The sequence below is a fragment of the Klebsiella sp. 141251 genome, assembly GCF_050600725.1.
GTDB classification, from domain to species: Bacteria; Pseudomonadota; Gammaproteobacteria; order Enterobacterales; family Enterobacteriaceae; genus Klebsiella; species Klebsiella aerogenes.
The window spans coordinates 184,326-205,334 of record NZ_JAQIRG010000010.1 but is presented as its reverse complement, the minus strand read 5'-3'; the positions used below and the strand labels follow the sequence as shown (position 1 = coordinate 205,334).

17 protein-coding genes and 1 pseudogene are annotated in these 21,009 nt (G+C 56.1%); 12 read left to right on the top strand and 6 right to left on the bottom strand.

The window, feature by feature from the left end:
* The 3 genes and pseudogenes from PGR09_RS21050 to citS form a co-directional block, all read right to left on the bottom strand.
* Positions 1-641: pseudogene (locus tag PGR09_RS21050) on the bottom strand (sodium-extruding oxaloacetate decarboxylase subunit alpha); the annotation flags it as partial.
* A gap of 15 nt (positions 642-656) precedes the next feature.
* A complete protein-coding gene (locus PGR09_RS21045) occupies positions 657-905 on the bottom strand; it encodes an oxaloacetate decarboxylase subunit gamma (RefSeq protein ID WP_430916484.1) in 249 nt (82 codons plus the stop codon).
* Between the two features lie 157 nt (positions 906-1,062).
* A complete protein-coding gene (gene citS, locus PGR09_RS21040; RefSeq protein WP_045397262.1) occupies positions 1,063-2,403 on the bottom strand; it encodes a citrate/sodium symporter CitS in 1,341 nt (446 codons plus the stop codon).
* Positions 2,404-2,659: 256 nt separating this feature from the next.
* On the opposite strand from citS, the gene citC reads away from it, so the two are divergent.
* From citC to dapB, 6 genes are all read left to right on the top strand, one after another.
* Positions 2,660-3,688: a [citrate (pro-3S)-lyase] ligase gene (citC, locus tag PGR09_RS21035; RefSeq protein WP_047078153.1), complete on the top strand. Its 1,029-nt coding sequence runs from the start codon at positions 2,660-2,662 to the stop codon at positions 3,686-3,688.
* Between the two features lie 30 nt (positions 3,689-3,718).
* Positions 3,719-4,012, top strand: coding sequence for a citrate lyase acyl carrier protein (citD, locus tag PGR09_RS21030; protein WP_045397268.1), 294 nt, complete (start codon positions 3,719-3,721; stop codon positions 4,010-4,012).
* Positions 4,009-4,878 carry a citrate (pro-3S)-lyase subunit beta gene (citE, locus tag PGR09_RS21025; protein ID WP_430916483.1) on the top strand — a complete coding sequence of 290 codons (870 nt, stop codon included), beginning with the start codon at positions 4,009-4,011 and terminating at the stop codon, positions 4,876-4,878. Before citD ends, citE begins: the two co-directional genes overlap by 4 nt.
* Positions 4,879-4,888: 10 nt before the next feature.
* Positions 4,889-6,415: a citrate lyase subunit alpha gene (gene citF, locus PGR09_RS21020; RefSeq protein WP_047065242.1), complete on the top strand. Its 1,527-nt coding sequence runs from the start codon at positions 4,889-4,891 to the stop codon at positions 6,413-6,415.
* A 19-nt stretch (positions 6,416-6,434) separates the two neighbouring features.
* Positions 6,435-7,343, top strand: a complete 909-nt coding sequence (gene citG / locus PGR09_RS21015; RefSeq protein WP_047076120.1) for a triphosphoribosyl-dephospho-CoA synthase CitG — start codon at positions 6,435-6,437, stop codon at positions 7,341-7,343.
* Positions 7,344-7,569: 226 nt separating this feature from the next.
* Positions 7,570-8,391, top strand: a complete 822-nt coding sequence (gene dapB / locus PGR09_RS21010) for a 4-hydroxy-tetrahydrodipicolinate reductase (protein ID WP_047047458.1) — start codon at positions 7,570-7,572, stop codon at positions 8,389-8,391.
* A 148-nt stretch (positions 8,392-8,539) separates the two neighbouring features.
* On the opposite strand, the gene PGR09_RS21005 is transcribed toward dapB, so the two are convergent.
* Complete coding sequence (locus tag PGR09_RS21005) at positions 8,540-8,782, bottom strand: hypothetical protein (RefSeq protein ID WP_155960926.1); 243 nt, start codon at positions 8,780-8,782, stop codon at positions 8,540-8,542.
* A 64-nt stretch (positions 8,783-8,846) separates the two neighbouring features.
* On the opposite strand from PGR09_RS21005, the gene carA reads away from it, so the two are divergent.
* From carA to PGR09_RS20990, 3 genes are all read left to right on the top strand, one after another.
* Positions 8,847-9,995 (top strand): glutamine-hydrolyzing carbamoyl-phosphate synthase small subunit, encoded by a 1,149-nt coding sequence (gene carA / locus PGR09_RS21000; RefSeq protein ID WP_015368301.1) that lies wholly within the window; start codon positions 8,847-8,849, stop codon positions 9,993-9,995.
* A 17-nt stretch (positions 9,996-10,012) separates the two neighbouring features.
* A complete protein-coding gene (carB, locus tag PGR09_RS20995) occupies positions 10,013-13,237 on the top strand; it encodes a carbamoyl-phosphate synthase large subunit (RefSeq protein WP_045397278.1) in 3,225 nt (1,074 codons plus the stop codon).
* 168 nt (positions 13,238-13,405) lie between these two features.
* A complete protein-coding gene (locus tag PGR09_RS20990; RefSeq protein ID WP_015704368.1) occupies positions 13,406-13,639 on the top strand; it encodes a YgdI/YgdR family lipoprotein in 234 nt (77 codons plus the stop codon).
* 53 nt (positions 13,640-13,692) lie between these two features.
* Here the strand turns inward: PGR09_RS20990 and PGR09_RS20985 are convergent, their stop codons facing one another.
* Positions 13,693-16,587, bottom strand: a complete 2,895-nt coding sequence (locus tag PGR09_RS20985) for an autotransporter outer membrane beta-barrel domain-containing protein (protein WP_430916482.1) — start codon at positions 16,585-16,587, stop codon at positions 13,693-13,695.
* A 375-nt stretch (positions 16,588-16,962) separates the two neighbouring features.
* On the opposite strand from PGR09_RS20985, the gene kefF reads away from it, so the two are divergent.
* The 3 genes from kefF (at position 16,963) to folA (ending at position 20,031) form a co-directional block, all read left to right on the top strand.
* Entirely contained in the window at positions 16,963-17,496 is a 534-nt protein-coding gene (gene kefF, locus PGR09_RS20980; protein ID WP_015704370.1) for a glutathione-regulated potassium-efflux system oxidoreductase KefF, read from the top strand.
* Positions 17,489-19,354, top strand: coding sequence for a glutathione-regulated potassium-efflux system protein KefC (kefC, locus tag PGR09_RS20975; RefSeq protein WP_032715999.1), 1,866 nt, complete (start codon positions 17,489-17,491; stop codon positions 19,352-19,354). Before kefF ends, kefC begins: the two co-directional genes overlap by 8 nt.
* Positions 19,355-19,551: 197 nt before the next feature.
* Positions 19,552-20,031 carry a type 3 dihydrofolate reductase gene (gene folA, locus PGR09_RS20970; RefSeq protein WP_015368294.1) on the top strand — a complete coding sequence of 160 codons (480 nt, stop codon included), beginning with the start codon at positions 19,552-19,554 and terminating at the stop codon, positions 20,029-20,031.
* A gap of 125 nt (positions 20,032-20,156) precedes the next feature.
* Here the strand turns inward: folA and apaH are convergent, their stop codons facing one another.
* Complete coding sequence (gene apaH, locus PGR09_RS20965; RefSeq protein WP_045397283.1) at positions 20,157-21,005, bottom strand: bis(5'-nucleosyl)-tetraphosphatase (symmetrical) ApaH; 849 nt, start codon at positions 21,003-21,005, stop codon at positions 20,157-20,159.
* Positions 21,006-21,009 lie beyond the last annotated feature (4 nt).

Below are 21,009 nucleotides of genomic sequence, written 5' to 3'. Positions count from 1 at the left end.
AGCGCCATCTCCGCCATGCCGGTGGTGGCGTGGCAGTGCAGGTGCAGGGTGACGGCAAAGCGTTTTTTGATTTCGCTGACCAGCTCAAAGGCGGCATGCGGGGTGAGGATACCGGACATGTCCTTGATGGCGATGGAGTCGACGCCGGTCTCCAGCAGCTGTTCGGTGAGGTCGAGCCAGGTCTGCAGGGTGTGCGCCGGGCTGGTGGTGTAGCTGAGGGTGCCCTGGGCGTGGGCGCCGTGGCTGCGCACCGCCTGCAGGGCGGCTTTCATGTTGCGCGGGTCGTTCATGGCATCGAAAACGCGGAACACGTCCATGCCGTTTTTGACGGCGCGCTCGACAAAGCGCTCCACCACGTCGTCGGCGTAGTGGCGGTAGCCGAGCAGGTTCTGGCCGCGCAGCAGCATCTGCAGCGGGGTTTTCGGCATCGCTTTTTTCAGTTCGCGCAGGCGGAGCCACGGGTCCTCGCCGAGGAAGCGGATGCAGGCGTCAAAGGTGGCGCCGCCCCAGCATTCCAGCGAGCGGTAGCCGACGTCATCCAGCTGAGCGGCGACGGGGAGCATATCGTCGAGACGCAGACGGGTGGCGAACAGGGACTGGTGGGCGTCGCGCAGGACGACATCGGTAATGGCAACGGTCATGAATTCCTCCGTGAATTAAGGATTAAGGCGGCGATGGTGGTGAATAGCGGCGACAATCGCCGGTTTTAAGCGGGCGAAGTCGTCGGCGGGCGCGACGGCGGCCGGCGCCGCTTTGGGCGCGGCAGGCGGCCCAGGGAACAGACGGGTAACGGCGAGAGACATCCCCCGGATGGCGAAAATGAGCAGCAGCAGGAACGCCAGCACGAAGCCCATGCCAAGAAACATCAGGGTGAAGCCCTCGCCTAACAGCGCAGCATCAGTCATACAAAATCTCGTATAAGGGCACGATGACGCGTTGGTTGGCGAGGTTGTCGACGCTTCCGGCTAAGGAGCAGGGTGGATTTCCCGCAGCCGCCCCCGGCGCTGGTCCCTGACTGGGTCAACTTCTTCGGCCGCTCAACGGCGCCATCGTGCGTGTGGGTTAAATCATCATGCCGAACACGATGCTGGCGATGACCAGCACAATACCGCCGCCCAAACGGGAGGAGATTTGTGCATAAGAGATAAGGCTCATACGGTTACAGGCGGAAAGGACTTCCAGGTCGCCGGAACCGCCGCGGTTAGCCATACATAGGCCTGCGGTGATCGCTGATTCAATCGGGAAGAAGCCCATCATCCAGCCGCCGATCGCCGCGCCGAGCACTGCGCCGATAACGATTACGGCGGCGATAACGACGTTATAGACAGTAATGGCATTGATGATTTCCTGCAGGTCGGTGTAGCAAACGCCGACGCCGACCATCAGTACCCACAGCAGCTGTTTAGAGAAGAAATCAGACAGACGCTTGGCGCCGGCTTTGATTTCCGGTGAGCACAGGCCGGAGGCGTTCAGCGCCGCAACGATCAGTACCATCCATGCGAAGTAGTGAATCGAAACGCCGCCAATGCTTGGCAGGATTTTCTTCGCGACGACGTATGCCAGCAGGAAACAGGTCGTGGAAAGCACCAGACCGACGGCGGTTTCACGATGCGTGATTTGTCCCGCTTTCTCGTCTTCTTCGACTTTGAACGAGGCTTTACGCACCAGTTCGCCTTCGCCGCTCAGCCAGGTGTATTTTTTGCCGATGATATCGAGGACTGCGGCGAAGACGATGGCGAAAATGTTAGCGATGGTCAGAATAGCGATGGCGGTTGAGTAGTACTCATCACGTGAACGACCGGTGACGGAGTGATAAATCTCCGACAGCGGAACCGCGCCCGCGCCGTTGCCGCCGCCCATGATCGGCAGGACGTACAGCATCATGATGCGATCTACCGGAATGCCGAACACCAGGCCGATAGCGATGCCGAAAATCGACGCGCCGACAATGCCCATCAGGATGGTTGGAATATAGCCGAGCAGCGATTTCAGCAGCAGACGGCGGTTTACCGACAGAATCGCCCCGGTAATTAATACCGCGATGAATAAGTTAAGGAAGTTACTTTCATCCATAACGTTGCTGATAGCATCGATTTCTTTTTGCGTGAAAATACCGGCATAAACAAAATAAGCGGCGACCAGGAAAATCATTACCGGGGCGCCACCTATATATTTGTTGAATATTGGTAGACGTTTGCCAATTTCGCCGAATATGGCGCCGATAATAAACATGATGGCAAAGCCGCCAACGATGTCGGTGGGTAAAGCGTTATAAAAATGTGAAAGTAATAGCGTAATTAACGCAAACGCGTAAAGGGGGAGCGGCATGCCGAAGATTTTAAATCCCAGCAGGTCGCTAACGCCCTTTTTCTCCGTTGCCGGAGCCTGACTCATGTTGGTCATAAACGTTTTCCTGTTTATTGATGGAGTAGTAATACCGGCGCATAGTAATAAATAGACTTAGTGGTAAGGTGTGATTGCCTTCACTGAATACTCGTGTTTTTTATTAATTTAATTATTTTTATTATTCTGAATTAATTAACAACATAAAAACCATAAAGCTAATTAAGCCACGGGGAAAACTGTGACTTAAATACAAGTATCAATAGTCGAACGCTGGCGAAATACAGTTCGTTTTAGAATAACGAAGCGCTAAAAAATGACTCTGATATTAAAACGCGTTCAGCTATTAAAGGATCAACCGCGGCGAGAGGCGATCGATCGGTTTCTTCATCAGCATCAGTTGTCGTTAGAAACCGATTGCGAGATGGCAATCGTTGCGGAGTATCGGCAACGGCTGGTCGGCTGCGGCGCCATTGCCGGTAATGTACTGAAATGCATCGCCGTCGATCCCTCGCTACAGGGGGAGGGGCTGAGCCTTAAATTACTGACCGAGCTCCTGACGCTGGCCTATGAACTTGGGCGTAGCGAACTGTTTTTATTTACTAAGCCGAGCAATGCCGCGCTGTTCTCCGGCGCCGGCTTCTGGCCGATAGCCCAGGCGGGCGATCGCGCCGTATTGATGGAAAACAGCCGCGAACGTCTGACTCGTTACTGCCGTCAGCTGGCAATGTACCGTCAACCGGGAAAAAAAATCGGCGCTATTGTGATGAACGCCAATCCCTTCACTCTTGGTCACCGCTGGCTGGTGGAACAGGCGGCACGGCAGTGCGACTGGCTGCATCTGTTTGTGGTCAAGGAAGATGCATCCTGCTTTTCCTATCACGATCGCTTCAAGCTGATCGAACAGGGGATTACCGGCATCGACAAAGTGACGCTGCACCCCGGTTCGGCGTATCTGATTTCGCGGGCGACGTTCCCCGGCTATTTCCTGAAAGAGCAGGGCGTGGTCGATGACTGTCACAGCCAGATTGACCTGCAGCTCTTTCGCGAACGTCTGGCCCCGGCGCTGCAGATTACCCATCGTTTTGTCGGCACCGAGCCGCTATGTCCCCTGACTCGTAATTACAACCAACGCATGAAGTCACTGCTGGAAGCGCCAGGCGAGGCGCCGCCCATTGAAGTGGTTGAGCTGACGCGAATCGAAAAAAATGGCGGGCCCGTGTCGGCCTCCCGAGTGCGCGAACTTTATCGGCAGCGCAACTGGCAGGCGGTCGCGGCGCTGGTGCCGCCGGGAACCCTCTCTTTTCTGATGAAACTGGCGGAAAGCGAACATCAAACCGCCTGATTTTTATGCCCTAACTAAGGATTTTCCCCTATGGAAATGAAGATTGACGCCCTGGCCGGCACGCTGGAATCCAGCGATGTAATGGTCAGGATTGGACCGGCGGCGCAGCCGGGCATTCAGCTGGAAATCGACAGCATTGTGAAACAACAGTTTGGCGCCGCGATTGAGCAGGTGGTCAGAGAAACGCTGGCGCAGCTTGGCGTGAACCAGGCCAACGTGGTGGTCGATGATAAAGGCGCGCTGGAATGCGTACTGCGGGCCCGCGTACAGGCCGCAGCGCTGCGGGCGGCGCAACAGTCCCAATTACAATGGAGCCAGCTATGAAACCACGTCGCAGTATGCTGTTCATCCCTGGCGCCAATGCCGCCATGTTAAGCACTTCATTTGTTTACGGCGCCGATGCGGTGATGTTCGACATTGAAGATGCCGTTTCGCTACGCGAAAAAGATACCGCTCGCCTATTGGTGCATCAGGCGCTGCAGCATCCGCTGTATCAGGATATCGAAACCGTGGTGCGTATTAACCCGTTAAATACGCCATTTGGTCTTGCCGACCTTGAAGCGGTGGTCCGCGCGGGCGTGGATATGGTGCGTCTGCCGAAAACTGACAGTAAAGAAGATATCCATGAGCTGGAAGCGCATGTTGAACGGATTGAGCGCGAATGCGGCCGGGAAGTGGGCAGCACCAAACTAATGGCGGCTATTGAGTCGGCGCTGGGCGTGGTGAATGCGGTAGAGATTGCCCGCGCCAGCCCGCGTCTGGCGGCGATCGCGCTGGCAGCTTTCGACTACGTCATGGATATGGGCACCTCCCGTGGTGACGGTACTGAACTGTTCTATGCCCGCTGCGCCGTGCTGCATGCCGCGCGCGTTGCCGGCATCGCCGCCTATGACGTGGTGTGGTCGGATATCAACAACGAAGAGGGCTTCCTGGCGGAAGCGAATCTGGCCAAAAATCTCGGCTTTAACGGCAAATCGTTGGTTAACCCGCGACAAATTGAACTCCTGCATCAGGTCTATGCCCCGACGCGCAAAGAGGTCGATCACGCGCTGGAGGTGATTGCCGCGGCGGAAGAAGCCGAAACGCGCGGTCTTGGCGTGGTATCGCTGAACGGCAAGATGATCGATGGACCGATTATCGACCATGCTCGCAAAGTGGTGGCGCTCTCGGCTTCCGGTATTCGTGATTAAGGGGAATAAGATGAAAGAGACAGTAACAATGCTTAATCAGCAGTACGTGATGCCGGAAGGGTTAGCGCCTTATGCGGGCGTGACGGCGAAAAGCCCGTGGCTGGCGAGCGAAAGCGAAAAACGTCAGCGTAAAATCTGCGATTCGCTGGAAACGGCGATCCGTCGCTCCGGCTTGCAAAACGGCATGACCATTTCGTTCCACCACGCGTTTCGCGGCGGTGACAAAGTCGTCAATATGGTGGTGGCGAAACTAGCTGAAATGGGCTTTCGCGATCTGACGCTGGCGTCCAGTTCGCTGATCGACGCCCACTGGCCGCTGATCGAGCATATTAAAAACGGCGTGATCCGCCAGATCTATACCTCTGGCCTGCGCGGCAAGCTGGGCGAGGAGATCTCCGCCGGGTTGATGGAAAACCCGGTGCAGATCCACTCCCATGGCGGTCGCGTACAGCTGATTCAAAGCGGCGAGCTGTCGATTGATGTCGCGTTTCTTGGCGTCCCCTGCTGCGATGAGTTTGGTAATGCCAACGGCTTTAGCGGTAAATCACGTTGTGGTTCGCTGGGCTATGCGCGCGTTGATGCGGAACATGCCAAATGCGTGGTGCTGCTGACCGAAGAGTGGGTGGACTACCCTAACTACCCGGCCAGCATCGCTCAGGATCAGGTCGATCTGATTGTTCAGGTGGACGAAGTCGGCGATCCGGAAAAAATCACCGCTGGCGCGATCCGTCTGACCAGCAACCCGCGCGAGCTGCTGATCGCCCGTCAGGCGGCGAAAGTGGTTGAGCATTCTGGTTACTTTAAAGACGGTTTCTCGCTGCAGACCGGTACCGGCGGCGCCTCGCTGGCGGTGAGCCGCTTCCTCGAAGACAAAATGCGCCGTAACGGCATTACCGCCAGCTTCGGCCTCGGCGGCATCACCGGGACGATGGTTGACCTGCACGAAAAAGGGTTGATTAAAACGCTGCTGGATACCCAATCGTTCGATGGCGACGCGGCGCGTTCATTAGCGCAGAACCCGAACCACGTAGAGATTTCCACCAATCAGTATGCCAGCCCGGGTTCTAAAGGCGCCTCCTGCGAGCGTTTAAATGTAGTGATGCTCAGCGCGCTGGAAATTGATACCGATTTTAACGTCAACGTGATGACCGGCTCCAATGGCGTGCTGCGCGGCGCATCCGGCGGCCATAGCGATACCGCCGCCGGCGCGGATTTGACCATCATTACCGCGCCGTTAGTTCGCGGCCGTATTCCCTGCGTCGTGGAAAAAGTGCTGACCCGCGTCACGCCGGGAGCCAGCGTAGATGTGCTGGTCACCGACCACGGCATTGCGGTAAACCCGGCCCGCCAGGATCTGATCGACAATTTGCGCAACGCGGGCATTGCGCTGATGACTATTGAGGAACTGCAGCAGCGTGCGGAACTGCTAACCGGCAAACCGCAGCCGATCGAGTTTACCGATCGCGTGGTGGCGGTGGTGCGCTATCGTGATGGCTCCGTTCTTGATGTCATTCGTCAGGTGAAAAACAGCGACTAAACGCAGAGGGGGAAGGGCAATGAGCGAAGTGTTAATCAATCCGCCGCGTTCACTGCGCATGACATCGCTGAACGCTGAAGAGGTGGTCAGCGCGGTAGAACGCGCGCTTTTGACCGAAGTTCGCCTGACCCCAAAGCCCGGGTTGGTGGACATTCGTAACACAGGCGCCCATCACGATATGGACCTGGCCTCTTTTGAGGCCAGCACCGCGGTCGTGGCTCCGTGGATGGAGAAATTTTTCATCATGGGCCACGATACCGCGGCTATCGTACCGGAACAGGTGTTAATGATGCTGCGTCCGGTGGGGATGGCCTGCGAGAACGATATGCTGGAGGCCACCGGCGGAGTGAATACCCATCGCGGGGCAATCTTCGCTTTCGGTTTGCTGAGCGCGGCGGCGGGAAGGCTGGTATCGAAAGGCGAACCGATTGAACAGCATCGGCTTTGCGATCAGGTGGCGCGATTCTGTCGCGGCATGGTTATGCAAGAACTCTCTTCCGCCAGCGGCGAACAGTTAAGCAAAGGCGAGGCCCATTTTTTACGTTATGGACTCTCCGGCGCCCGCGGCGAGGCCGAGAGCGGCTTTCGTACCGTGCGTACCCAGGCGCTGCCGGTGTTCAATCGCATGATGGAAGAGACCGGCGACAGCAACCTGGCGCTGCTGCAAACCTTGCTGCATCTGATGGCGTGGAATGATGACACCAATCTGGTCTCGCGCGGCGGGCTTGCGGGCCTGAACTATGTGCAGCAGGAGGCGCAGCGGCTGTTGTGGCAGGGCGGCGTCATGGCTGACGGCGGGCTGGAGGCGCTACGCCAACTCGACGACGAGCTGATTGCTCGCCATCTCAGCCCTGGCGGCAGCGCCGATTTACTGGCGGTAACCTGGTTTTTATCCGCTTTCCCCGCAGGCGCGCTTTTCCCCCTTTGATTGAGTACACAACGCCTTAGCCCGCGTCGCGCGGGCGGGGCGCTACCGTGTCCCCTCCCAATTTTCACTACTTAAACGCCGAATCGCGGCACAATCATATAGTTTTTACTGATATCGACCGCCGTTTGTCATAAATTTCTAATTATCGGCGTTTTTGAGTAGCGGCTATGCAATGGGCTGGTTACTCTGAAAACAATTCACGTGAAGTTAACAAAAGAGAATAGCTATGCAAGATGCACAAATCCGCGTGGCCATCGCCGGCGCGGGCGGCCGGATGGGACGCCAGTTAATTCAGGCTGCGCTGCAGATGGAAGGCGTGGCGCTTGGCGCGGCGCTGGAGCGCGAAGGTTCAAGCCTGGTGGGCAGCGATGCGGGCGAGCTGGCGGGCGCAGGCAAATCAGGCGTTACCGTCCAAAGCAGCCTGGCGGCGGTAAGCAATGATTTCGATGTTTTAATCGATTTTACCCGCCCGGAAGGCACGCTTAACCATCTGGCTTTCTGCCGTCAACACGGCAAAGGGATGGTGATCGGCACCACCGGTTTTGATGATGCCGGAAAGCAGGCGATTAGCGATGCCGCACAGGAAATCGCCATCGTCTTTGCCGCTAACTTTAGCGTTGGCGTCAACGTGTTGTTAAAGCTGCTGGAAAAGGCGGCAAAGGTAATGGGCGATTATACCGATATCGAAATCATCGAAGCGCACCATAGGCATAAAGTGGACGCGCCATCAGGTACCGCGTTGGCGATGGGCGAGGCGATCGCCGGGGCATTGAACAAAGATTTGAAGGACTGCGCCGTCTATAGCCGCGAAGGCCATACCGGCGAACGCGTTCCGGGTACTATTGGTTTTGCTACCGTTCGCGCGGGCGACATCGTCGGCGAACATACGGCGATGTTCGCTGATATCGGCGAACGTATCGAAATTACCCATAAGGCCTCCAGCCGGATGACGTTTGCCAATGGTGCTGTTCGTTCAGCTTTGTGGCTGAAAGATAAGAAAAGTGGTCTTTTCGATATGCGTGATGTGCTTGAACTGAATTCTTTATAATGATTATTACCCATCGTGATGTGGTTATTGCATTCAATATGTAATTGATTGCAAAGGGCAATATTTTATTGCCCTTTTTTATTTTGACTGCTTTTGTGTTTTTTTCTTCTGAAGATATTAAAAAACTATATCTTCCTGATGTTTTTGGTTATTGAATTGTAAATTTTGACCATCTGGTCCACTTTTTTACCCTCCGCTGGCTGATTTTACAGTTTTCCTCGCCCGCAAGCGTTTTCTCAACCAGGTTAGTTGATCTTTTTACCGTGAAAATAGCCCATTGCGCGCCAGTGACGTAAAATAAGGTTAAAAATATCCGCTTTAAGTTGACTTTTACCTGACATCTCTCCAGAATGCCGCCGTTTGCCAAAATTCTGCGGGCAAAAATTTGCATTGATTCAGATCCATGTCTGAATTAATATGCAAATAAAGTGAGTGAATATTCTCTGGAGGGTGTTTTGATTAAGTCAGCGCTTTTGGTTCTGGAAGACGGAACCCAGTTTCACGGTCGGGCCATCGGGGCAACCGGCACGGCGGTTGGGGAAGTCGTTTTCAATACTTCAATGACCGGTTATCAAGAAATCCTCACTGATCCTTCCTATTCCCGCCAAATCGTCACTCTTACTTATCCCCATATTGGAAATGTCGGCACCAACGCCGCCGATGAAGAATCTTCTCAGGTACATGCACAAGGCCTGGTCATTCGCGACCTGCCGCTGATTGCCAGCAACTTCCGCAATACCGAGGACCTTTCTTCTTACCTGAAGCGCCATAACATTGTGGCCATTGCCGATATCGATACCCGTAAGCTGACGCGTTTACTGCGTGAGAAAGGCGCGCAGAATGGCTGCATCATCGCCGGCGATAATCTTGATGCCCAGCTGGCGCTGGAAAAAGCCCAGGCGTTCCCTGGCCTGAACGGTATGGATCTGGCGAAAGAGGTCACTACTGCAGAAACTTACGCCTGGACGCAGGGGAGCTGGACACTGGCGGGCGACCTGCCGGAAGCGAAGGCGGAAAGCGAGCTGCCATTCCACGTCGTGGCTTATGACTTCGGCGCCAAGCGCAACATCCTGCGGATGCTGGTCGATCGCGGTTGTCGCCTGACTATCGTACCGGCGCAAACGTCGGCAGAAGATGTGCTTAAGCTGAATCCGGACGGTATTTTCCTCTCCAACGGCCCTGGCGACCCGGCGCCGTGCGATTACGCCATCGCGGCAATAGAAAAATTCCTCACCACCGATATTCCGGTCTTTGGCATCTGTCTTGGCCATCAGCTGCTGGCGCTGGCGAGCGGCGCGAAGACCATTAAGATGAAATTTGGTCACCACGGCGGCAACCACCCGGTTAAAGATATCGATAACAATGTAGTGATGATTACCGCCCAGAACCACGGCTTTGCCGTTGACGAAGCGACGCTGCCTGCCAATCTGCGCGTGACCCACAAGTCACTGTTCGACGGGACCCTGCAGGGGATCCATCGTACCGACAAGCCGGCGTTTAGCTTCCAGGGTCACCCTGAAGCGAGCCCGGGCCCGCACGATGCCGCGCCGCTGTTCGACCACTTTATCGAGTTAATTGAGCAATACCGTCAGTCCGCGAAATAATCAGGAGTAAAAGAGCCATGCCAAAACGTACAGACATAAAAAGTATCCTGATTCTGGGCGCGGGCCCGATTGTTATCGGTCAGGCGTGTGAGTTTGACTACTCGGGCGCCCAGGCCTGTAAAGCCCTACGCGAAGAGGGTTACCGCGTTATTCTGGTGAACTCCAACCCGGCGACCATCATGACCGACCCGGAAATGGCCGATGCGACCTATATCGAGCCGATTCACTGGGAAGTGGTACGTAAAATTATCGAAAAAGAGCGCCCGGACGCGGTACTGCCGACTATGGGCGGCCAGACCGCGCTGAACTGCGCGCTGGAGCTGGAGCGTCAGGGCGTGCTGGCAGAGTTCGGCGTCACCATGATTGGCGCGACCGCCGATGCGATCGATAAAGCGGAAGACCGTCGTCGCTTCGATGTGGCGATGAAGAAAATCGGCCTCGACACCGCGCGTTCCGGCATTGCGCACACCATGGAAGAAGCGCTGGCGGTGGCCGCTGACGTTGGCTTCCCATGCATCATCCGTCCGTCCTTCACCATGGGCGGCACCGGCGGCGGTATCGCCTATAACCGCGAAGAGTTCGAAGAAATCTGCGAACGCGGCCTGGATCTCTCTCCGACCAACGAACTGCTGATTGATGAATCGCTGATCGGCTGGAAAGAGTACGAGATGGAAGTGGTGCGCGATAAGAACGATAACTGCATCATCGTCTGCTCGATTGAAAACTTCGATGCCATGGGGATTCACACCGGCGACTCCATCACCGTCGCTCCGGCGCAGACCCTGACCGACAAAGAATACCAAATCATGCGTAACGCCTCGATGGCGGTGCTGCGTGAAATCGGCGTGGAAACCGGCGGTTCTAACGTACAGTTCTCGGTGAACCCGAAAGATGGTCGCCTGATCGTTATCGAAATGAACCCGCGCGTATCCCGCTCTTCGGCGCTGGCCTCGAAAGCGACCGGCTTCCCGATTGCCAAAGTGGCGGCGAAGCTGGCGGTGGGCTACACCCTTGACGAACTGATGAACGACATCACCGGCGGCCGTACTCCGGCCTCCTTCGAACCGTCCATCGACTATGTTGTGACCAAAATTCCACGCTTTAACTTCGAAAAATTCGCTGGCGCTAACGACCGTCTGACAACGCAGATGAAATCCGTCGGCGAAGTGATGGCGATTGGCCGCACGCAGCAGGAATCGCTGCAGAAAGCGCTGCGCGGCCTGGAAGTGGGCGCCACCGGCTTCGACCCGAAAGTCAGCCTCGACGATCCGGAAGCGCTGACCAAAATCCGTCGCGAGCTGAAAGACGCGGGCGCCGAGCGTATCTGGTACATCGCTGATGCCTTCCGCGCCGGTCTCTCCGTCGACGGCGTCTTCAACCTGACCAACATCGACCGCTGGTTCCTGGTACAAATCGAAGAGCTGGTGCGCCTGGAAGAGAAAGTGGCGGCAGTGGGCATCAACGGCCTCGACGCTGACTTCCTGCGCCACCTGAAGCGTAAAGGCTTTGCCGATGCGCGTCTGGCGAAGCTGGCGGGCGTGCGCGAAGCGGAAATCCGCAAGCTGCGCGACCAGTACAACCTGCACCCGGTCTACAAGCGCGTGGATACCTGCGCGGCGGAATTCGCCACCGATACCGCCTACATGTACTCCACTTATGAAGACGAGTGTGAATCTAATCCGTCCGTCGACCGCGATAAAATCATGGTTCTCGGCGGCGGCCCGAACCGTATCGGCCAGGGTATCGAGTTTGACTACTGCTGCGTACACGCCTCGCTGGCGCTGCGCGAAGACGGGTACGAGACCATCATGGTCAACTGTAACCCGGAAACCGTTTCGACCGACTACGACACCTCCGACCGTCTGTACTTCGAGCCGGTAACGCTTGAGGACGTACTGGAAATCGTGCGTATCGAGAAGCCAAAAGGCGTTATCGTGCAGTACGGCGGCCAGACCCCGCTGAAGCTGGCGCGTGAACTGGAAGCCGCGGGCGTACCGGTTATCGGCACCAGCCCGGACGCTATCGACCGCGCGGAAGACCGCGAGCGCTTCCAGCATGCGGTTGACCGTCTGAAGCTGAAGCAGCCGGCGAACGCCACCGTGACCGCGCTTGAGCAAGCGGTTGAGAAGGCAAAAGAGATCGGCTATCCGCTGGTGGTACGCCCGTCTTATGTGCTCGGCGGCCGCGCGATGGAAATCGTTTATGACGAAGCTGACCTGCGTCGCTACTTCCAGACCGCGGTGAGCGTTTCTAACGATGCGCCGGTGCTGCTCGATCGCTTCCTCGACGATGCGGTTGAAGTCGATGTTGACGCTATCTGCGACGGCGAAATGGTGCTGATTGGCGGCATCATGGAGCACATCGAACAAGCGGGCGTGCACTCCGGCGACTCCGCCTGTTCTCTGCCTGCCTACACCCTGAGCCAGGAAATTCAGGATGTGATGCGCGAGCAGGTACAGAAGCTGGCCTTCGAGCTGCAGGTTCGCGGCCTGATGAACGTACAGTTCGCGGTGAAGAACAACGAAGTGTACCTGATTGAAGTGAACCCGCGCGCGGCGCGTACCGTACCGTTCGTCTCGAAAGCCACCGGCGTACCGCTGGCGAAAGTGGCGGCGCGCGTGATGGCCGGTAAAACCCTGGCGCAGCAGGGCGTCACCAAAGAAATCATCCCGCCGTACTACTCGGTGAAAGAGGTGGTGCTGCCGTTCAACAAATTCCCGGGCGTTGACCCGCTGTTAGGGCCGGAAATGCGCTCTACCGGGGAAGTGATGGGCGTGGGCCGCACCTTCGCGGAAGCGTTCGCCAAAGCGCAGCTGGGCAGCAACTCCACGATGAAGAAACAGGGGCGCGCGCTGCTCTCCGTTCGCGAAGGCGACAAAGAGCGCGTTGTCGACCTGGCGGCAAAACTGCTGAAACAGGGCTTCGAGCTGGATGCAACCCACGGTACCGCGATTGTACTGGGTGAAGCCGGTATCAACCCGCGTCTGGTGAACAAGGTACATGAAGGTCGTCCGCACATTCAGGACCGTATCAAGAATGGCGAATATACCTACATCATCAATACCACCGCAGGTCGTCAGGCGATTGAGGATTCCAAGCTGATTCGCCGCAGCGCGCTGCAGTACAAGGTGCATTACGACACCACCCTGAACGGCGGTTTCGCCACCGCGATGGCGCTGAATGCCGATGCGACCGAGAAGGTCATTTCGGTGCAGGAAATGCACGCGCAAATCACCAAATAAGCGCACCGGCCGGGCCGGAAAGCGAAACAGAGGGGCTGACGATATCGTCAGCCCTTTTTTTTTACGGCAACCATCTTCGGAGAGTTCTGCTTTTATCTGCCTGCCAGGTCAGGCTAACTATAGTTAGCACGATAACGATACCAATTGATGAAAAGACAGGAGGATACAATGCGGAACAAAATTCTGGTGGCATCCGCGCTGGCGGCAACGGCGATGGTATTTGTGGCAGGTTGCTCATCAAATCAGTCGCTCAAAACGACAGATGGCAAAACAATTGTGACCAGCGGTAAGCCGCAGGTTGATGATGATACTGGCCTGGTATCCTACAAAAATGCGGAAACCGGTCGCGTGGAGCAGATTAATCGCGACCAGGTGAAGTCAATGGACGAGCTGGATAACTAAAAAAAAAAAGCAGTGGCTCCGGCCACTGCTTTTTACCTTTCATTGTACGGCGATTACCAGCGGTGATTCAGCAGAATGTGGCCGCCATAAGCGGCGTAGCTGTTTTCACCCCATTCGCCGCTGGCGCGCAGCGAGATTGTGGTCGTCTCGTTCACATTGCCGGTTACGCCCAGCTCTAGCTGACCGCGGTCGTCCGGCGTATCGTTGCTGACTTTTTCGCCATTGAACGCCAAATCGTTTTGACCCGCGCCTTTCAGCCAGTTCACCGCGACATACGGCTGCCAGGCTTTAACATCTTGCTGCTCAAAGTAGCTGGTCTTCACGCCGAGACGGCCAAACAGGCTGTTGTTGTCCAGGGTTGATACCCGCACGCCATCCGGGTCGGTGTGATTTTCCTGATCGAGATAGCTGTAGATCACCTGCGCCTGAGGCTCAATCTTCCACGTACGCGCGCTTTCTGAAGGGATCACCCACGCATGGCCGACTTCAACAGAGGCGGCAAAACCTTTACTGTCATACTTTTCATTATTGCGATTGCTGGTGACGGTGTTGTTATACCAGCTGTATGATGCCCAGGTATCGATGTAGCTGCCGAGACGCAATTTCGGGTCTTCCTGCCAGGTGGCGTACAGGCCAACGTTGAAACCGTCGACTTTACCCTGTGCGGTACGCACATTGTGTTTTGCATCTGAATCCGTTTTCGCCTGACCTGCGCCAAACATGCCGCCCGCGCGCAGTATCCCTTTGTCCATCGGCTTGCTGATGACATCACTGCCCACCTGGAGTACGGTGGTGGTGGTGTCGTAGCTGACTTTATCGCCGCCGGCATCGTTCTCATGATAGCGGCCCTTCACGTACATCCAGGTGTTCAGGTCGTCTGTATTACGGAAGGTGAGCTGGTCACGATCGTCACGTTTATGCAGGAACATACTCTGCGCCGCGAGATAGTTACCCAGATAAGCGCCAACTTCCGGGGCCATGACTTCTGGCAGGGGTTGACCGCCATTATCGGTGCCGCTACCGCCATCGGTACCGCTACCGCTACCGCCATCGGTGCCGCTACCGCCATCGGTGTTGCTACCGCCATCGGTGCCGCTGCCGCCATCGGTGCCGCTGCCGCCATCGGTACCGCTGTCACCATCGTCAGTATCATCCGACGGATCGTCTGACGGGGTCGCTTTGGATTCCAGATACCAGTTACCGTTGTCGTGTTGATACAGACCATACTCATAAGCCCCGGCGACAACCGGTTTGGATAAAGTTAACTGTGCTTCTGAACTGCCGCCGACGCTGACAACCTCCATACCATTAACGGTTTGCGCGCCCAGCCCGCCGATATTGGCGATGCTGACGCCAGACTGACCGTAGCTGCTGCCGGTGATGGACAGATGGTCGGTCGGCGAGCTGTCTTCGCCAAGTTGGCTGTTCATCACGATTTGGCTGCCGGCGGAGCCGGTATAGTCGCCGTTAATCGTAAAATTGTTGCCAACGCTATTATCGGCGGCGCTGAGTAACAGCGTGCCGCTGTTGCTTACATTGCCATTAATGGTGTCGACGCCGGATGTTCTTAGCGTTGAGTTATCGTCAACCGCATTCCACGCCGCGAGGATACCGCCGCTGAGGACATCAATGTTGTTATTGACTTCGCCTGCGCTGGCAAATTGCGCGCCATTTTCGATGGTGAGGGTGGCGTCGCTGCCGGCGACGCCGAGAGTAGCGCCTTCCGCGACCAGAGTGGTGCCGCTTTTCAGAAGCGTATTGCCGGTATAACTATTGGCGCCGGTTAAGGTCAGGGTATTGGCATCGACTTTTTCCACGTTGCCGCTACCGATGATACCGGTGGCAAAAGTAGAGTCGCTTCCCTGATTGAAGATCAGCGTGCCGTTATTGGTCAGGCTGCCGGTGAGGGTCGCAGTTTTCTGCCCGTTGCCTAACTGTAGCGTGGCCGCTTCCGCTACCAGCGTGTTGCTGCTATTAGCGACAGCGCCCGCCAGCGTCAACTGGCCGCTATTAACCTGGAGGGAATCGCCGCTGCCGATGATGTCGAGGTTGCCGGTGAGCGTCCAGTCTTCACCGTTCATTTTCACGGAGGCAAAACCGTCGCCATCGTTAAGGCCGACAAAGTTGCTGTCTTCCGTACCAGAACCGACCAGCGAGAGTGCGTTACCCGTTGAGCCCGTGGAGATGACATCGCCGATGAGGGAAGAGCCGGTATTGAGTACCAGGCTGTTATTTTTGCTGCTGGCAAACATCACGGCCGCATCGCCGCCGCCGAGTAAACCGCTGTTGATGATATCGGCTTTCGCGTCATTAGCGACGTTGATACCGTTCTGGCTACCCTGCACGGTGCCGCTGTTGTTAATTTTGCTGTTGCCGTCGCTTAATGCAACACCATCGCCTGCGGTACCGGTGATGGCGCCGCTGTTATCTAACCCGAGGCCGATTTGCGAACTCAGGCCGTTTTTCCCGCTAATCACGCCGGTATCGGTATTGGTGATACTAATTGCCGATGACTCTTCGCTAACGAAAATACCGTTGTTGGCGCCAGTAATGATTCCGCTATTATTAAAATCACCCGCCATTGATTGCACGTTAACGGCATTGTCAGTTGCAGATGAAATAATTGCATTTTCATTATTATTAATTTCTACTGGTTGCGCATCGATATTAATATTCAGACCGATTCCCGAACCGGAAATATTGCCTTCATTGGTAACTTTTTCGACTTTCATCCCGCTAACGGATACTGCTGGGGTGTTATCTGCGGAGGAGACGGTGACGTCTCTATTGATGACGTACTCGGTATCAGCCGAGAAGTCTTGCGGCACGGAGGTTGACTCGGCAATCGTGCCTGCGCTGACAACAATTGGCGTAAACATTAATAAGGCGGGAAATATTCTCGCCAGCGTTTTGGTTGTTCTGTTTAGTTCAAAATGTTTGTTGCTCATATACACGTCCATTTGCGTAAATAGCGCTTCCGGTTAACGCTATATATTAGAGTTTTGTTTTTGATTTAAAATTTTGGGGCTCAAAATGAAGAGCGTAAAATTATTGGTTGTACATTGTGGGGTGTATAGATTTATTTATTAAAGAATGATTTAATCTCGCCTTAAAATATCCAGTGACCGTATCATTTCTAATGATAAATTCGTATGGGGAATTAAATGGGGGCGCCAATTGTGCTCTGGGACGCCTGCATTTTTGTTGTGATGGGAGGATTATCATTAGCTGCGATCGACTTTTCCTCAGGCATTCCCCCCTTTCAGTGAGCGAGTTAACTGTCTACACTCACTGCTACAAGAATACAAAAGACAGGCCCATTCATGATTCTGATAATTTACTCGCATCCTTATCCGCATCACTCCCATGCGAATAAGAGGATGCTTGAGCAGGCAGGGACGCTTGATGGCGTAGAGATACGCTCCCTCTATGAGCTATATCCCGACTTCAATATTGATATCGCTGCCGAGCAGGCGGCGCTGGCGCGCGCCGATCTGGTTATCTGGCAGCATCCAATGCAGTGGTACAGCGTGCCACCGCTGTTAAAACTGTGGATGGATAAAGTCCTGTCCCACGGCTGGGCGTACGGCCACAACGGTATTGCGTTACACGGTAAATCGTTAATGTGGGCGGTTACTACCGGCGGCGGCGAAAGCCACTTCGATATTGGTTCATTCCCCGGCTTTGACGTGCTGGCGCAGCCTCTGCAGGCAACGGCGCTGTACTGTGGTATGAAATGGCTGCCGCCGTTTGCCATGCACTGTACCTTTATCTGCGATGACGAAACGCTGCAGGCGCAGGCCCGTCATTATCGTCAACGCTTAATCGAATGGCAGGAGGCGCATAACAATGGATAGCCATACGCTAATACAGGCGCTGATTTACCTCGGTTCCGCTGCGCTTATCGTGCCGATCGCCGTGCGTCTTGGGCTGGGATCGGTGCTCGGATATCTGATTGCCGGCTGCGTTATCGGCCCGTGGGGACTGCGGCTGGTTACTGACGCTGAGGCGATTCTGCATTTTGCCGAAATCGGCGTGGTGCTGATGCTGTTTGTTATAGGTCTTGAGCTGGATCCGCAGCGCCTATGGAAACTGCGCGCCTCGGTATTTGGCGGCGGTGCGCTGCAAATGGTGGTGTGCGGCGCGTTTATCGGCCTGTTCTGCATGCTGCTTGGCTTGCGCTGGCAGGTTGCGGAGCTGATCGGGATGACGCTGGCGCTGTCGTCGACGGCGATTGCGATGCAGGCGATGAACGAACGTAACCTGACGGTGACGCAGCTGGGACGCAGCGCCTTCGCCGTGCTGTTGTTCCAGGATATCGCCGCTATCCCTCTGGTCGCGATGATTCCGCTGCTGGCGGCCAGCGGCGGTTCAACCACGCTGGCCGCGTTTGCGCTGTCGGCGTTAAAAGTGGCCGGCGCGCTGGCGCTGGTGGTGCTGTTAGGGCGCTATTTGACCCGGCCGGTGCTGCGCTTTGTTGCCCGTTCCGGCCTGCGCGAAGTGTTCAGCGCCGTGGCCCTGTTCCTGGTCTTCGGCTTCGGATTGCTGCTGGAGGAAGTCGGGCTGTCGATGGCGATGGGCGCGTTTCTTGCCGGGGTGCTTCTCGCTAGTTCTGAATACCGCCATGCGCTGGAGAGCGATATCGAACCGTTTAAAGGGTTGCTGTTGGGGCTGTTCTTTATCGGCGTCGGTATGTCTATCGACTTTGGGACCCTGGTCACCCATCCGCTACGTATCCTGATCCTGCTGGTGGGTTTCCTGGCGATTAAGGCCTTGATGCTATGGTTGATTGCTAAACCACTGGGTGTACCGCGCGCGCAGCGCCGCTGGTTTGCCGTATTATTGGGGCAGGGGAGTGAGTTCGCTTTCGTGGTCTTCGGCGCCGCGCAGATGGCCGATGTGCTGGATAGCGAGTGGGCGAAGGCGCTGACGCTGGCGGTGGCGCTATCGATGGCGGCAACGCCTATCCTGCTGGTGCTGCTGACGCGAATGGAGAAATCCGCCAGTAACCAGGAGCGCGAAGCGGACGAGATTGATGAAGAGCAGCCGCGGGTAATTATCGCCGGTTTTGGCCGCTATGGGCAGATAGCCGGCCGTGTGCTGCTTTCCAGCGGGGTGAAAATGGTTATCCTCGATCACGATCCGGACCACGTTGATACCCTTCGCAAGTTCGATATGAAGGTGTTTTACGGCGATGCCACGCGGGTGGATCTGCTGGAATCGGCGGGGGCGGCTAAGGCGGAAGTGCTGATTAACGCCATCGACGATCCGCAGGCCAGCCTGCAACTGGTGGAGCTGGCGAAAGAACATTTCCCGCATCTGCAGATCATTTCACGCGCCCGCGATGTCGATCACTACATTCAGCTGCGCCAGGCCGGGGTAGAAGCGCCGGAGCGCGAGACCTTCGAATCGGCGCTGAAAAGCGGCCGCATGACGCTGGAAGCCTTAGGTCTGGGCGCTTATGAGGCCCGCGAGCGCGCCGATCTGTTCCGCCGCTTTAACCAGCAGATGGTGGAAGAGATGGTGGCGATGGCGGAAAATGACGCTGCCTCGCGGGTGGCGGTGTTCAAGCGTACCAGCGATATGCTTACCGGCATCATTAATGAGGACCGTAATCATCTGTCGCTAGTGCAGCGTCACGGCTGGCAAGGTACTGAAGAAGGACGGCACACCGGAGACGTCCGCGATGAGCCGGAGAATAAGCCTTCAACCTAAGGTGGTAAGCAAATGTTGCGTTAACTTTACAGCTAACATTTTGTTTTCAATTTAGTTCCTGATCTGGCGGCTCATGAGGCTTACGTGGGCTCGCCAGCAAATCTAAAAATTTTCTTATTCTTTACTCTTCGTTCAGTCGACGAAGTATTACGCTTTCCGTATAGTGGCGGCAATTTTTTGCATTCGGGATATTTTCAATGATTAGTCTGATTGCGGCGTTAGCTGTAGATCGCGTAATTGGCATGGAGAACGCTATGCCATGGGACTTGCCTGCCGATCTCGCCTGGTTTAAACGTAACACCTTAAACAAGCCGGTGGTAATGGGGCGTTTGACCTGGGAATCCATCGGTCGCCCGTTGCCAGGACGTAAAAATATCGTTATCAGCAGCAAGCCAGGCAGCGACGATCGCGTGCAGTGGGTGAAGTCTGTTGATGAAGCGATTGCCGCCTGCGGCGACGCGGAAGAGATTATGGTGATCGGCGGTGGCCGCGTTTACGAGCAGTTCCTGCCAAAAGCGCACAAACTCTACCTGACCCATATTGATGCGGAAGTGGAAGGAGATACCCATTTCCCGGATTACGATCCGGACGAGTGGGAATCGGTGTTCAGTGAGTTCCACGATGCCGACGCGCAAAACTCCCACAGCTACTGCTTTGAGATCCTCGAGCGTCGTTAAGCTAACATAGCGTGGATTGAAAAACCCCGGTCGCGTCAGGCGTGACCGGGGTTTTATTTTATCAGGAATCTCCCGTACCGGAGGTAGCCCGGATAAGGCGCAGCGCGCCGCCATCCGGGATCGACTCAGGAGGCGACCGCTTCGCCTTCGTCGAGGCTTTTCTGGCGGTTGGAACGCTGGGTGAAATACGTTTTATCTTCCCAGCGCAGGCAGGTCAGGTCGCCGCCCCAGCAGCAGCCGGTATCCAGCGCATAGATACCTTCCGGCGTACCGCGGCCTTCCAGCGACGCCCAGTGGCCAAAGGCGATACTGTACTCGCGGGCGACCGGGCCCGGAATGGCAAACCATGGCTTAAGCGGGGCTGGCGCGTCTTCCGGCGCCTCTTTGCTGTACATATCCAACTGGCCGTTCGGGAAGCAATAGCGCATGCGGGTGAAGGCGTTGGTGATAAAGCGCAGGCGCGCCAGGCCGCTGAGCTCATTGCTCCAGTGGTTCGGCATATCGCCATACATCGCGTCGAGGAAGAACGGATAAGAGTCGCTCGCCAGCACGGCTTCGACATCGCGCGCGCACTGTTTGGCGGTTTCCAGATCCCACTGCGGCGTGATGCCGGCATGAGCCATCACCAGCTTTTTCTCTTCATCGACCTGCATCAGCGGCTGGCGACGCAGCCAGTTGAGCAGTTCGTCAGCGTCGGGCGCTTCCAGCAGCGGCGTCAGACGGTCTTTGGGCTTGTTGCGGCTAATGCCGGCAAATACCGCCAGCAGATGCAGGTCATGGTTGCCCAGCACGATGCGCACGCTATCGCCGAGCGTTTTCACGAACCGCAGCACTTCCAGAGAGCCGGGGCCGCGCGCGACCAGGTCGCCGGTGAGCCACAGGGTATCCGTATCAGGATTAAACTCCACCTGCTCCAGCAATGCGATCAGTTCATCGTAGCAACCATGAATGTCGCCAATAAGGTATGTAGCCATTGTT